This window comes from Enterobacter sp. 01-M-02-SI-ECC, from assembly GCF_047530595.1.
GTDB lineage: Bacteria > Pseudomonadota > Gammaproteobacteria > Enterobacterales > Enterobacteriaceae > Enterobacter > Enterobacter cloacae_M.
The window spans coordinates 16,467-30,220 of sequence record NZ_JBLKCZ010000032.1 but is presented as its reverse complement, the minus strand read 5'-3'; the positions used below and the strand labels follow the sequence as shown (position 1 = coordinate 30,220).

14 protein-coding genes and 1 other annotated feature are annotated in these 13,754 nt (G+C 53.7%); of the genes, 8 read left to right on the top strand and 6 right to left on the bottom strand.

Translation table 11 applies throughout. The features are described 5' to 3' along the window. Positions 1–312: 312 nt before the first annotated feature. From clpB to rluD, 3 genes are all read right to left on the bottom strand, one after another. A complete protein-coding gene (gene clpB, locus ACMWLG_RS23275) occupies positions 313–2,886 on the bottom strand; it encodes an ATP-dependent chaperone ClpB (protein ID WP_045405272.1) in 2,574 nt (857 codons plus the stop codon). Between the two features lie 129 nt (positions 2,887–3,015). Then, a complete protein-coding gene (yfiH, locus tag ACMWLG_RS23270; protein WP_045405274.1) occupies positions 3,016–3,747 on the bottom strand; it encodes a purine nucleoside phosphorylase YfiH in 732 nt (243 codons plus the stop codon). Next, positions 3,744–4,724, bottom strand: a complete 981-nt coding sequence (gene rluD / locus ACMWLG_RS23265; RefSeq protein WP_023308866.1) for a 23S rRNA pseudouridine(1911/1915/1917) synthase RluD — start codon at positions 4,722–4,724, stop codon at positions 3,744–3,746. Before rluD ends, yfiH begins: the two co-directional genes overlap by 4 nt. Positions 4,725–4,855: 131 nt before the next feature. Here rluD and bamD point away from each other — a divergent pair, with 131 nt between their 5' ends. The 4 genes from bamD (at position 4,856) to pheA (ending at position 7,630) form a co-directional block, all read left to right on the top strand. Beyond that, positions 4,856–5,593, top strand: coding sequence for an outer membrane protein assembly factor BamD (gene bamD, locus ACMWLG_RS23260; RefSeq protein WP_023308867.1), 738 nt, complete (start codon positions 4,856–4,858; stop codon positions 5,591–5,593). A 268-nt stretch (positions 5,594–5,861) separates the two neighbouring features. Then, positions 5,862–6,203: a ribosome-associated translation inhibitor RaiA gene (gene raiA, locus ACMWLG_RS23255; protein WP_045405277.1), complete on the top strand. Its 342-nt coding sequence runs from the start codon at positions 5,862–5,864 to the stop codon at positions 6,201–6,203. Positions 6,204–6,313: 110 nt separating this feature from the next. Then, positions 6,314–6,439: a sequence feature (Phe leader region), on the top strand. Continuing rightward, entirely contained in the window at positions 6,315–6,362 is a 48-nt protein-coding gene (gene pheL, locus ACMWLG_RS23250; RefSeq protein ID WP_100249759.1) for a pheA operon leader peptide PheL, read from the top strand. (Overlaps the previous feature by 48 nt.) Before the next feature lie 30 nt (positions 6,440–6,469). Then, on the top strand, positions 6,470–7,630 hold the full coding sequence (gene pheA, locus ACMWLG_RS23245) for a bifunctional chorismate mutase/prephenate dehydratase (protein WP_023308868.1): 1,161 nt from the start codon (positions 6,470–6,472) through the stop codon (positions 7,628–7,630). On the opposite strand, the gene ACMWLG_RS23240 is transcribed toward pheA, so the two are convergent. From ACMWLG_RS23240 to aroF, 3 genes are read right to left on the bottom strand one after another with little or no spacing between them, the layout of a single operon-like run. Then, positions 7,627–8,499: an SMP-30/gluconolactonase/LRE family protein gene (locus tag ACMWLG_RS23240; RefSeq protein ID WP_045405280.1), complete on the bottom strand. Its 873-nt coding sequence runs from the start codon at positions 8,497–8,499 to the stop codon at positions 7,627–7,629. The two genes, pheA and ACMWLG_RS23240, sit on opposite strands and share 4 nt — an antisense overlap. Positions 8,500–8,559: 60 nt before the next feature. Beyond that, positions 8,560–9,681 carry a bifunctional chorismate mutase/prephenate dehydrogenase gene (tyrA, locus tag ACMWLG_RS23235; protein ID WP_023308870.1) on the bottom strand — a complete coding sequence of 374 codons (1,122 nt, stop codon included), beginning with the start codon at positions 9,679–9,681 and terminating at the stop codon, positions 8,560–8,562. 10 nt (positions 9,682–9,691) lie between these two features. After that, positions 9,692–10,762 carry a 3-deoxy-7-phosphoheptulonate synthase AroF gene (gene aroF / locus ACMWLG_RS23230; protein WP_045405283.1) on the bottom strand — a complete coding sequence of 357 codons (1,071 nt, stop codon included), beginning with the start codon at positions 10,760–10,762 and terminating at the stop codon, positions 9,692–9,694. Positions 10,763–10,978: 216 nt separating this feature from the next. Here aroF and ACMWLG_RS23225 point away from each other — a divergent pair, with 216 nt between their 5' ends. The 4 genes from ACMWLG_RS23225 to ACMWLG_RS23210 all read left to right on the top strand — a co-directional run bounded on the left by ACMWLG_RS23225 (position 10,979) and on the right by ACMWLG_RS23210 (position 13,753). Continuing rightward, positions 10,979–11,353, top strand: a complete 375-nt coding sequence (locus ACMWLG_RS23225) for a DUF2799 domain-containing protein (protein ID WP_023308872.1) — start codon at positions 10,979–10,981, stop codon at positions 11,351–11,353. 152 nt (positions 11,354–11,505) lie between these two features. Next, the gene (locus ACMWLG_RS23220) at positions 11,506–12,042 is read left to right on the top strand and encodes a YfiR family protein (protein WP_047635145.1); all 537 of its coding nucleotides are present in this window, start codon (positions 11,506–11,508) and stop codon (positions 12,040–12,042) included. Then, the gene (dgcN, locus tag ACMWLG_RS23215; protein WP_045405289.1) at positions 12,035–13,255 is read left to right on the top strand and encodes a diguanylate cyclase DgcN; all 1,221 of its coding nucleotides are present in this window, start codon (positions 12,035–12,037) and stop codon (positions 13,253–13,255) included. Before ACMWLG_RS23220 ends, dgcN begins: the two co-directional genes overlap by 8 nt. Positions 13,256–13,267: 12 nt before the next feature. Continuing rightward, positions 13,268–13,753 (top strand): OmpA family protein, encoded by a 486-nt coding sequence (locus ACMWLG_RS23210; RefSeq protein WP_029741023.1) that lies wholly within the window; start codon positions 13,268–13,270, stop codon positions 13,751–13,753. Position 13,754: the final 1 nt, after the last annotated feature.

Sequence of the window (13,754 nt, the reverse complement as noted above, 5' to 3'; positions counted from 1 at the left end):
AGATTGTCTGATAAATTGTTAAAGAGCAGTGCCGCTTCGCTTTTCGCTGCGGCGCGGGGTGTGCATATTACGCTTTCCCGCTTCAGAGTCAAGCGATTATTTTTGCTTTTCTCTGCTGACCCGGCGGCGTGTGTGCCGTTGTTCCGTGTCAGTGGAGGCGCATTATAGGGAGTTATTCCGAAGCCGCAAGGGTAAAGTGAAAATTATTTACTGACCGCTCACTTTTCAGGCAATATTTACTCCAGACCTCAATTTTCGCCTGGTTTTTAAACAAAAACGAGCCGCAAGCGGCTCGTTTTTGCGTTTTGTGACTTACTGCACTGCCACAATGCGATCGTCGTTGGCTTCCAGGCGGATAACTTTGCCCGGAATCAACTCTCCGGAGAGGATCTGCTGCGCCAGCGGGTTTTCGATCTGCTGCTGGATAGCACGTTTTAATGGACGCGCACCGTACACCGGATCGTAACCATTCTCACTCAGCAGCTTCAGGGCCTCGTCGGAGATGTGAATTTCATACCCACGCTCTTCCAGACGTTTGTACAGACGCTGCAGCTGGATCTGTGCAATCGACGCAATATGTTTCTCACCCAGAGGATGGAATACCACAACTTCATCAATACGGTTGATGAACTCAGGACGGAAGTTATGGCTGACGACACCGAGCACCAGATCCTTCATATGGCTATAGTCCAGTTCACCGAAACGTTCCTGAATCAAATCGGAACCCAGGTTCGAGGTCATGATGACAACCGTATTACGGAAGTCGACCGTTCTCCCCTGCCCGTCGGTCAGACGACCATCGTCCAGGACCTGAAGCAGAATGTTGAACACATCCGGGTGCGCTTTTTCCACTTCATCCAGCAGGATAACGGAATAAGGGCGACGGCGAACCGCTTCCGTCAGATAACCACCTTCTTCATAACCTACGTATCCCGGAGGCGCACCGACCAGACGTGAGACGGAGTGTTTCTCCATAAACTCAGACATGTCGATACGCACCATCGCATCGTCGCTGTCGAACATAAAGTTAGCCAGCGCTTTACACAGCTCGGTCTTACCGACGCCGGTTGGCCCCAGGAACAGGAACGAACCAATCGGGCGGTTTGGATCGGACAGCCCTGCGCGGCTACGGCGAATGGCGTTGGAAACCGCCTCAACCGCTTCGTTCTGGCCAATCACCCGATTATGGAGATCTTGCTCCATGCGCAGCAGTTTTTCACGCTCGCCTTCCAGCATGCGCGCCACCGGAATACCGGTCCAGCGAGCAAGCACTTCCGCGATTTCTGCATCCGTCACTTTATTACGTAACAGACGCATCGTTTTCCCTTCTGACTGCGTCGCTATCTCAAGCTGTTTTTCCAGCTCAGGAATTTTGCCGTACTGCAGTTCAGACATCCGCGCCAGATCGCCGACACGGCGAGCCTGCTCAATGGCAATTTTTGCCTGTTCAAGTTCAGCTTTAATGGTCTGAGTGCCGGAAAGGGATGCTTTCTCGGCTTTCCACTCTTCTTCCAGCTCAGAGTACTGGCGCTCTTTATCGTCCAGTTCTTCATTGAGCATATCCAGGCGTTTCTTACTGGCTTCATCAGACTCTTTCTTCAGCGCCTGCTGTTCCAGCTTGAGCTGAATGATGCGTCGGTCGAGTCGGTCCAGCTCTTCCGGTTTCGAGTCAATCTGCATACGAATGCTCGAAGCCGCTTCATCAATAAGGTCGATCGCTTTATCCGGCAGCTGGCGATCGGCGATATAACGATGTGAAAGCGTCGCCGCCGCAACGATAGCCGGGTCAGTGATCTGCACGTGGTGGTGCAGTTCATAGCGCTCTTTCAGACCACGCAGGATCGCGATGGTATCTTCAACGCTTGGCTCAGCAACAAACACTTTCTGGAAGCGACGTTCCAGCGCAGCATCTTTCTCAATGTACTGACGATACTCGTCAAGCGTGGTGGCACCAACGCAGTGAAGTTCACCACGCGCCAGCGCAGGTTTCAGCATGTTCCCGGCATCCATCGCGCCGTCCGCTTTACCCGCCCCGACCATAGTGTGCAGTTCGTCGATAAATAGGATAACGTTGCCTTCCTGCTTCGCCAGGTCGTTAAGCACGCCTTTCAGACGTTCTTCGAACTCGCCGCGATACTTCGCACCGGCCACCAGCGCGCCCATATCCAGCGCCAGTACGCGGCGGCCTTTCAGGCCTTCCGGCACTTCGCCGTTGACGATACGCTGCGCCAGCCCTTCAACGATGGCGGTTTTACCGACACCCGGTTCACCAATCAGCACCGGGTTGTTCTTGGTACGACGTTGCAGTACCTGAATCGTACGGCGAATTTCTTCATCACGGCCGATAACCGGGTCAAGTTTGCCCTGTTCAGCACGCTCGGTCAGATCGACCGTAAATTTCTTCAAAGCCTGACGTTGGTCTTCGGCTCCCTGATCGTTCACGCTTTCACCTCCGCGCATTTTCTCAATCGCCTGAGTCACATTGGCGGTGGTCGCACCGGCAGATTTCAGCAGGTCGGTCAAGGTACCGCGTGATTCAAGCACCGCCAGAACAAACAGCTCTGACGAAATAAAGTTGTCCCCACGTTTTTGCGCCAGCTTGTCGCAAAGGTTCAGCACGCGCACCAGATCCTGAGACGGCTGAACGTCGCCGCCGGTACCTTCTACCTGCGGTAAACGGCTCAGCGCCTGATCGATAGCGGTGCGTAACTGGCCAGCATTAATGCCAGCGGACGTTAATAAAGGACGTACCGATCCCCCTTCCTGATTCAGCAAGGCGCTCATTAAATGAAGAGGTTCGATAAACTGGTTGTCGTGCCCCAGTGCGAGGGACTGGGCATCGGCGAGAGCAAGCTGGAATTTATTAGTAAGACGATCCAGACGCATAACTCCTCCCATAACAGGTCAAATTTGCTACTGGAGATTAAATGAGGTCATCCCTCAATTATTCAAGGTTAATGACCTGAATTATGTGAAAAGAAAACGGCACGTACCGGATCGTCTTGATTCTTTAGGTTATATCAGCCAAATGAAACTTGCCATACGCCCCGTGGTCTTGTCGCGACGATAGGAGAAAAAATCACCCTTTTCGGTGAATGTGCAGCGATCGCCGCCGAAGATCTGCGTCACGCCAACGTTATTCAGACGCTGACGGGCGAGCTGGTAAATATCGGCCAGATATTTATCTCCCGAAGGCAGGAAGGCTTCAACCGATTGCGGATCTTTTTCCATAAAGGCTTCGCGAACCTCTGGCCCCACTTCGAAAGCGCGAGGACCAATGGCCGGGCCAAGCCAGGCCATAATATTGGCGGGCTCATCGTTAAAGCAGGCGACTGTTTCTTCGAGCACGCCTTCACATAGACCACGCCAGCCCGCGTGTGCTGCTGCCACCTCGGAACCTGCACGGTTACAGAACAGAACCGGCAGACAATCGGCGGTCATCACGGCACAAACGGTTCCCGGAGTATTACTGTAAGAGGCATCAGCGCGTTTAGAAGCATAGGGTTCTCCCGTCAACTTCAGCACCGCGTTACCATGAACCTGTTCCAGCCAGACCGGTTTTGACGGCAAGTTCCCCGCAGCAAACAAACGTCTGCGGTTCTCTTCAACATGTTCCAGGTTGTCGCCACAGTGCGCACCGAGGTTCAAAGACTCCCACGCGCCCTGGCTAACACCGCCAATACGGGTTGAACTACAGGCGGCCACGCCAGCAGGCAATGGCCACTCCGGGACAATCAGTTTGGTCATAACCAGTCCACTTGATCCTTATGTTCTTCGAAATCAGCACGCATAGCGTCGATAAGATCCACCATATCCTGCGGGATAGGCGCATGCCACTCCATCTGAATACCGGTGATAGGGTGGTAAAGACGCAGCATGGTCGCATGCAGCGCCTGACGATCGAATTTACGCAATACGCTGATGAACTCATCCGATGCGCCTTTAGGTGGACGCGGGCGGCCACCGTAGACCTGATCCCCTACCAGCGGATGGGTAATGTGGGCCATATGCACGCGGATCTGGTGAGTACGTCCGGTTTCCAGACGCAGACGCAGGCGCGTATGAATACGGAAGTGCTCCATAATGCGATAGTGCGTCACCGCCGGTTTACCCATCGGATGCACCGACATATGGGTACGTTTAGTTGGGTGACGGCTGATTGGCTCTTCCACCGTTCCGCCAGAGGTCATATGCCCAATGGCTACCGCTTCATACTCGCGGGTGATTTCGCGCAGCTGCAGCGACTCCACCAGACGGGTCTGAGCAGGAACGGTCTTCGCCACCACCATCAAACCGGTGGTGTCTTTATCCAGACGGTGCACGATGCCCGCGCGCGGAACATCCGCGATCGGCGGATAATAATGGAGAAGTGCGTTAAGTACCGTACCGTCAGGGTTCCCCGCGCCCGGATGAACAACCAGGTCGCGCGGCTTGTTGATCACCAGAATGTCATCATCTTCATAGACGATGTCCAGTGGGATATCCTGCGGCTCGAAGCGGATTTCCTCTTCGATTTCAGCATTGATGGCGACAGCTTCCCCACCTAACACTTTCTCTTTTGGTTTGTCCCAGATCTTGCCGTTTACCAGCACGCGCTGGTCAAGGATCCATTCTTTTATGCGTGAACGCGAATAATCAGGGAACAATTCGGCCAAAGCCTGATCTAAGCGTTGACCGAGCTGATTTTCGGAGACTGTTGCGGTGAGTTCTACTCGTTGTGCCATAAACTGCTTCTTCGTTTAACGTTGGGTTTTACGGCTTTGCCGTTTAATATAGTGTGCTATTGTAGCTGGTCTTAATCGGGAGCAGGAACAGAGTTTCTCCCGGACAAACATTTGAGGAAAGTCAAAACGTCATGACGCGCATGAAATATCTGGTGGCAGCGGCCACGTTGAGCCTGGCTTTGGTGGGCTGCTCCGGTTCAAATGAACAGGTCCCTGACAATCCGCCGAATGAAATCTATGCGACTGCACAACAAAAGTTGCAGGACGGTAACTGGAAACAGGCGATAACGCAACTGGAAGCGTTGGATAATCGCTATCCATTTGGTCCATATTCGCAGCAGGTACAGTTAGATCTCATCTACGCATACTATAAAAATGCCGATCTGCCGCTGGCTCAGGCAACTATCGATCGTTTCATGCGTCTGAACCCGACTCATCCTAACATCGACTACGTGATGTACATGCGCGGCCTCACCAACATGGCGCTGGACGACAGTGCGCTGCAGGGCTTCTTCGGCGTGGATCGTTCCGACCGTGACCCGCAGCATGCGCGTGATGCCTTCAATGACTTCTCCAAGCTGGTGCGCGGCTATCCGAACAGTCAGTACGTGACCGACGCGACCAAACGTCTGGTGTTCCTGAAAGATCGTCTGGCAAAATATGAATACTCCGTAGCGGAATACTATACCCGCCGTGGCGCATGGGTTGCCGTGGTTAACCGCGTAGAAGGTATGCTGCGTGATTATCCGGATACCCAGGCAACGCGCGATGGCCTGAAGCTGATGGAAAATGCTTACCGTCAGATGCAGATGACCGCTCAGGCTGAAAAAGTGGCGAAAATCATCGCCGCGAACAGCAGCAACACCTGATCTTGCCTCAATGCAAAACGGCAGCCCGAAGGCTGCCGTTTTTTTATTCATTTTAGCGCGTCGCTGAAGCGCTTAAGCCCCAACACATCCAGTCAACTATGGCCCCAATTTTTTCCTTCGACAAGGTAAATCTCACCCCTTCCTGCCCTGCCTCACAAAAAAGATTCCCTGACAAAAACCGACAAAATAACGTGATCTAAATCACACATTTTGACATTAGGTCGGGTATGCTGGAATCACCAAGACGGAAAGACAAGAGGTAAAATTTATGACAATGAACATTACCAGTAAACAAATGGAAATTACTCCGGCAATCCGCCAGCACGTCGCAGACCGTCTCGCCAAACTGGATAAATGGCAAACTCATTTGATTAATCCACATATCATCCTGTCCAAGGAGCCGCAGGGTTTCATCGCTGACGCAACTATCAATACTCCAAACGGCCATCTGGTCGCCAGCGCAAAACACGAGGATATGTACACCGCTATTAACGATTTGATCAACAAGCTGGAACGGCAGCTCAATAAAGTGCAACACAAAGGTGAAGCCCGTCGCGCCGCAACATCGGTGAAAGACGCCAGCTTCGCGGAACAAGTTGAAGAAGAGTAATCCTTTAAATTGAGTGTACTGCCAACGCGCCTTCGGGCGCGTTTTTTGTTTTTTATTGACAGGGTGAAAACAGTGCGGGTACTTTAACGGTATCAATCACAGGATGACTTTATGAAACTTACGCCGTTCTTCTTCGCATTCTTTTTTACCTTCCCCTGAACGGGAGGCGTTTCGTCGTGTGATAAAGAATGCGAAGACGAACAACAAGGCCTCCCACACCGGGGGGCCTTTTTTATTGATAACGATAAAATGAGACAGACAACACTATGACACCGGAAAACCCGTTACTGGATCTGCGAGTAAAAATCAGCGCGCTGGATGAGAAACTGCTGGCGCTGCTGGCCGAACGCCGCGCGCTTGCCGTTGAAGTGGGCAAAGCCAAGCTGGACTCCCATCGCCCGGTACGAGATATCGACCGCGAGCGCGATCTGCTGGAACGTCTTATTCAGCTCGGCAAAGCGCATCACCTCGATGCCCACTACATCACCCGGTTGTTCCAGCTCATCATCGAAGACTCCGTTCTCACTCAGCAAGCGTTACTCCAGCAGCATCTGAACAAAACCAATCCGCACTCTGCGCGTATCGCCTTCCTCGGTCCGAAAGGCTCTTATTCTCACCTGGCCGCCCGTCAGTATGCCGCACGCCATTTCGAAGAATTTATTGAGAGCGGCTGCGCGAAGTTTGCCGACATATTTAATCAGGTTGAGACCGGCCAGGCGGATTACGCCGTCGTACCGATTGAAAACACCAGCTCCGGCGCTATCAACGACGTTTACGATTTGCTGCAGCACACCAGCCTGTCGCTGGTTGGCGAGCTGACGATCCCTATCGATCACTGCGTGCTGGTCGCCGGATCAACCGACCTGAGCAAGATCGAAACGGTCTACAGTCATCCACAGCCGTTCCAGCAGTGCAGCCAGTTCCTGAACCGCTATCCGAACTGGAAAATTGAGTACACCGAAAGCACCTCGGCGGCGATGGAAAAAGTGGCGCAGGCTAACTCCCCAACCGTCGCCGCGCTCGGCAGCGAAGCAGGCGGGGCGCTGTATGGTTTACAGGTGCTGGAACGCAACCTGGCGAACCAGACGCAAAATATCACCCGTTTCGTGGTGCTGGCACGCAAGGCAATCAATGTGTCTGACCAGGTGCCGGCCAAAACCACGCTGCTGATGGCGACCGGCCAACAGGCCGGTGCGCTGGTTGAAGCCCTGCTGGTGCTGCGTAATCACAACCTGATCATGACCAGGCTGGAATCACGCCCAATCCACGGTAACCCATGGGAAGAGATGTTTTATCTTGATATCCAGGCCAACCTGGAATCTGCTTCCATGCAGAAAGCCCTGCGCGAACTGGGCGAGATCACGCGCTCCATGAAAGTGCTGGGCTGCTATCCGAGCGAGAACGTGGTCCCGGTTGACCCGGCTTAACGTTCGATGAATCGGCTTTTCTTCTTCCCTGCCACGCTCACCGGCAGGGTGAAGATGCCGCCGGAGAGCGGATACTTCGCCACCTCGTCCGCATCCATATTTTCCCGCGTGGTGGTAATAAACAGCGTTTTCATGTCATCGCCGCCAAAGCAGACCATCGTCGGGCAACGCACCGGCATGCGGTATTCTTCCAGCTGCTCCCCTTGCGGAGAAAAACGCGCAATACGCCAGCCGTCAAACAGCGCGCTCCAGTAGCAGCCTTCCACATCCATGGCCGCGCCGTCCGGTATCCCTTCGCCCTCTTTAAACTGACGAAACACCTCGCGCCTGCCGGGTTCGCCCTGCTCATCAAGCGGCGTTCGGTAAATAACGCCATTTGGCGTATCAGAAGTAAACATCCATTGATTATCCGGGCTAAACGCTAAGCCGTTGTGGCCGTGAATATCGCACTGGATCACTTTCGGCGTCAGGTCGTTGTCGATGCGCATCAGCAGGGCACCGTTGTAATCTCCCGGCCCCCAAAACGTGCCCGCATAGAATCGCCCCAGAGAATCGGTGCCGCCGTCGTTAAAACGTGCGAGCTGCGGGTTAGAGGGGTTATCGCACACCTTGCGGCGCAGCAGGCCGTGTTTATCGGTCAGCCAGATACCCGTTCGCATCGCAACGATAAAACCACCCTGCTCTCGCAGCGCGAAACAGCCCACCTCCTCGTGAAAAGAAAGCACGGTGTGTTCCGCCGTTGGCAGATGGTAACGGTGGATCTCCCCTTCCAGAATATCAGCCCAGTAGAGCGCGTGCTCTTCTGCGCTCCACGTCGGGCATTCAGGCAGATGCCCGGTGTAATTCAACAGCAGCTGCGGTTCGGCCATGACAATCCCCCAAAATAAAAAAAGCCAGCAATGCTGGCTTTCAGTATATACATCATCGCATTACTGGCGACTGTCATTTGCCTGGCGCAACAACGTCCGGCTTTCACTCTGGAAACGCTGCGCGTAATCGCCAAACCAGTGCTCGACCTTGCGGAAACTGTCGATAAACGCCTGCTTGTCTCCGTGCTCCAGCAACGTAATGGCTTCACCAAAGCGCTGATAGTAGCGCTTGATGAGCGCCAGGTTGTTCTCGGAGGACATAATAATGTCCGCGTAAAGCTGCGGGTCCTGAGCAAACAGGCGCCCAACCATCGCCAGCTCCAGACGATAGATAGGTGAAGAGAGCGCCAGCAGCTGTTCAAGCTGCACGTTCTCTTCCGCCAGATGCAGACCGTAGGCAAACGTCGCAAAGTGGCGCAGCGCCTGAATGAACGCCATGTTCTGATCGTGCTCGACCGCGCTGATGCGGTGCAGTCGCGCGCCCCATACCTGAATCTGTTCCAGGAACCACTGATAGGCTTCCGGCTGACGACCGTCGCAGTAAACCACCACCTGCTTAGCCAGGCTGCCGCTGTCCGGTCCAAACATCGGGTGCAGACCCAGAACCGGGCCGGTATGCGCAGCCAGCATCGCCTGCAGCGGACCATTTTTGACGGAGGCCAGATCCACCAGGATACAGTCTTTCGGTAAAGGAGGAAGCTTTCCGACGATCTGCTCCGTCACGTGGATCGGCACGCTGACGATAACCATCCCGGCATCCTTCATGAGTTCCGGCGCCTGCGCCCAGTCCTCTTTTTCCAGAATGCGCACCTGATACCCAGAAAGCGTCAGCATTTTTTCGAACAGACGCCCCATCTGTCCCGCACCGCCGACAATCACCACCGGCCGCAGGGACGGGCAGAGGGTTTTAAAGCCTTTGTCGTTTTCGCTGGAATAGGATTCCCGCATCACGCGACGCAGAACATCTTCAATCAAGTCCGGAGAAACGCCCAGCGCCTGCGCCTCTTTACGACGGGAGGCCAGCATTGAGGCTTCGCGCTCCGGGACGTAAATCGGCAGGCCGTATTTGCTTTTCACCTCACCGACTTCGGCAACCAGCGCCATGCGGCGCGCCAGCAGGTCCAGCAGCGCCTTATCCACTTCATCAATTTGATCGCGCAGTGCGGTCAATTCAGCAACCATAACTAACCTCTTAAGCCAGACGCGTCGCCAGCTGGCCGTTCAAATCTTTGTGGATCTCACGCAGCAGCGCATCGGTGGTTTCCCAGCTGATGCAGGCATCCGTCACGGAGACGCCGTGCTTCATTGCGCTACGCGGTTGTTCCGATGACTGATTGCCTTCATGAATGTTGCTCTCAATCATCAGACCAATAATCGAACGGTTGCCATCTTTGATCTGTGCGATCACGGATTCCGCAATCGCAGGCTGGCGACGGTAATCTTTATTTGAATTACCATGGCTGCAATCTACCATCAGTGCCGGGCGCAGTCCCGCCTGCTCCATCTCTTTTTCACACTGCGCCACGTCCGCTGGGCTGTAGTTAGGTGCTTTCCCGCCGCGCAGGATCACATGGCCGTCCGGGTTGCCCTGCGTTTGCAGGAGGCATACCTGGCCCGCCTGGTTGATACCGACAAAACGGTGCGGCATCGCAGCAGCGCGCATGGCGTTGATTGCCGTCGCCAGGCTGCCATCGGTACCGTTTTTAAAGCCAACCGGCATCGACAGGCCAGACGCCATCTCGCGGTGGGTTTGCGATTCTGTGGTACGCGCACCAATCGCCGACCAGCTGAACAGATCGCCCAGGTACTGCGGGCTGTTCGGGTCCAGCGCTTCGGTTGCCAGCGGCAGCCCCATGCTGACCAGCTCCACCAGAAGGCGACGCGCAATCTTCAGGCCTGCTTCCACATCAAACGAGCCATCCATGTGCGGATCGTTAATCAACCCTTTCCAGCCGACGGTCGTACGTGGCTTCTCAAAATAGACGCGCATCACCAGATAGAGGCTATCGCTGACCTCCTCCGCTAACGCTTTAAATCGACGAGCATATTCTATGGCGGTTTCAGGATCGTGAATGGAGCAAGGACCGCATACCACCAGCAGGCGCGGATCGCGGCCGGCGATAATGTCAGAAATGGTCTGGCGAGAGTGCTCGATCTGAGCCTCCTGCGCAACGCTCAGCGGAAATTCCGCTTTCAGTTGATCCGGAGTGATTAACACCTGTTCGTCAGTGATATGTACGTTGTTCAGCGCGTCTTTTTGCATGATGGCGATCCTGTAAAGCTCGTTTGCGATAGTTGTATTCCTCAATGAGGTGAAACCACGATACCATAAAAAGTAAACATTTCAATCCAAAATACGTACACATTACTTTACACATGCCAATTTATTGCAAAAAAATAAGCCGATAAAAACGTAAACTTTAAATTACAGACAGGTTTTCTTTAGCCAGGCTATGCTGAAGAAAAAAGGAGAATGGCTATGCGTTCAATTGCTCTCGCGCTGTTGTCGCTGTTTTTAACCGGCTGTCAGATCAATCCTTATACCTTCCAGCCCGACTGGACCAGCCCATCCTGGTTTGATGCAGGTAAAGAAGACGCCATGAATGGCCTGCCGGTTAAAGATAACCAGGCCCTGGCCGATAGTTTTAACGACACACACGTTGATCGTAGCGAATATCTTCGCGGCTATGCTGACGGTCAGAAAAAAGTCTGCGAAGAAGGGTTTATTCACGCCTGGGGATTAGCCGGCAAATCTTTCCCTGCCAGTTGCGATACAGCCGAAAATGCGGCCAAACTGCGTGCGTCATGGCAGCAAGGGATGGATGAAAGTATGCGCTCCAGCAGACTGAATTAATCTAATTTCATCCACCGGAAAATAAACAACAGTAGGATTTAGCTTAGGTCGGCCTCATGCTATTTCTGACATAATGACGGCCCTGATAAACAATGGTATTCTGCCCGCAACTCTTAAGGACATCTATTTCCAGAGCGATGTGGCGGATTCTGGTGAGAAATTTATTCTTGATCTCTTTTTTCCGACTCACTCTGGTGCTAACGCTGTTCCTTATGGTGGGCCCTGCGGCGGCAGGCACGCTTACGGAAACGGATAAATCGGTACGCTCGATTGTCTCAGGCATTGTGAGCTATACGCGATGGCCGTCACTTTCCGGGCAGCCTAAACTCTGCATCTACGCCACTTCTCACTATACGCACGCCCTCAGCGGCGATGAGGGGCATAGCGAGTTACCTTATACTCCCGTTATTGTACGTAACGATCAGGAAGCCCTGGCCGCGACGTGCGATGCGATCTATTTCGGGTCTGAATCACCGGCAAAACAACTTGAATTAATAAGTCAATATCAGGGCAGAGCGTTGCTATTAATCTCAGAGCAAAATCCGGAATGTGTAATTGGCAGTGCCTTTTGCCTGATAATCGATCGCGGCCAGGTACGGTTCGCCGTCAACCTGGATGCATTGACGCGCAGTGGCGTAAGAGTCAATCCGGATGTATTAATGCTTGCACGGAATAAGCAGCATGGATAAAGATTTCACTTCAACGCCACGTCCGACGTTTAAAAGAACGTTGAGGCGAAACAGCATGATAAGCGTCATCATCACGATGACGTTAATATGGCTGCTGCTCTGTTTTGCTTCCGTCGTGACGTTAAAACAATACGCGCAAAAGAATCTCGAATTAACCGGCGCAACAATGAGCCACAGCCTGGAAGCGTCGCTGGTGTTCAACGACTCGCTGGCGGCCAACGAAACGCTGGCCGCCCTGGGCAAACAGGGCCAGTTTGCCGTGGCCGAGGTTATTAACGCGCATAAAAAGCGGTTTGCCTACTGGTCGTGGAACCCGGAGGACAACAACGATACGCTGGGCGCACTGGTCAGCCGCTGGCTTTTCCCCGTACCGGTTGCGCAGCCCATCATGCATAACGGCGCAACGATCGGCGAAATTCGCCTTACCGCGCGTGACAGTCTGATCGGCCATTTCATCTGGATGTCGTTTGCCGTTCTGACCGGCTGCATTCTCTTTGCCGCCGTCGTCGCGCTTATCATTACCCAGTCTTTGCATCGTGGGATGGTTATGGCCCTGCAGAACATTACCGACGTCGTGCATGATGTACGCACAAACCGCAACTTCTCCCGCCGGGTGAAAGATGGGCGTATCGAAGAGTTTCACCAGTTTGGTGAGGACTTCAACAGCCTTCTGGATGAGATGGAGGAGTGGCAACTCAAGCTCCAGGCGAAAAACGCCCAGCTGCTGCGTACCGCCATGCACGACCCGCTCACCGGTCTTGCCAACCGCGCGGCGTTTCGTAACAGCATTGCGGCCTTAATGAACGACCCTTCTGCCAAAACGAACTCGGCCCTGCTCTTCCTCGACGGTGATAACTTTAAGTTTATTAACGACACCTGGGGCCACGCGGCAGGAGACTGCGTGCTGATCGAAGTCGCCAGTAGGATGATGGAGTTTGGCGACAAACGTCATCAGTCTTACCGTCTTGGCGGGGACGAATTTGCCATGGTGCTGTACGGCGTGCACTCTGAACTTGAGGTTCAACATATTTGTGCTGCGCTATCGCAGCAGTTTATCCGTCCGTTTGATCTTCATAACGGACAAAAAGCATCGATGTCACTCAGCATTGGCTTTGCTCTGGCGTGGGAAAATGCTTCCGTGGAAGCATTACTGGAGAGGGCTGACCGCAACATGTACCAGGTGAAAAACCAGCGTACGAAAACAACAAGTTAGAAGGGATACACTATGTTAAAACGTTACTTCGCGCCGATAGTTCTGGCCTCACTGGTTCTGGCAGGCTGTCAGTCGCCGCCGGAAGGTAAATTTACTCCTGAGCAAATTTCGGCGATGAAGTCTTACGGTTTTAACGAACTGAACGGTGACTGGTCGCTTGGCATGTCGGACACCATCCTGTTTGATAAAAATGACGCCAGACTGCGCCCGGAAAGTGAAACGCAGATCCAGTCCATGGCCTCTCGCCTGGCGGAAACCGGCCTGAACCACGCGCGAATGGACGGTCACACGGATAATTACGGGGAAGAAAGCTACAACGAAGCGCTGTCGTTAAAACGCGCCAATGCCGTGGCCGATGCCTGGGCGAAGGGCGCAAATATCCCGCGCAGCAATCTCACCACGCGGGGGTTAGGTCAAAAATACCCGGTTGCGAGCAACAGTACCCCGCAAGGGCGCGCTGAAAACCGCCGCGTCGCAGTGGTGATCAGCACGCCATAGG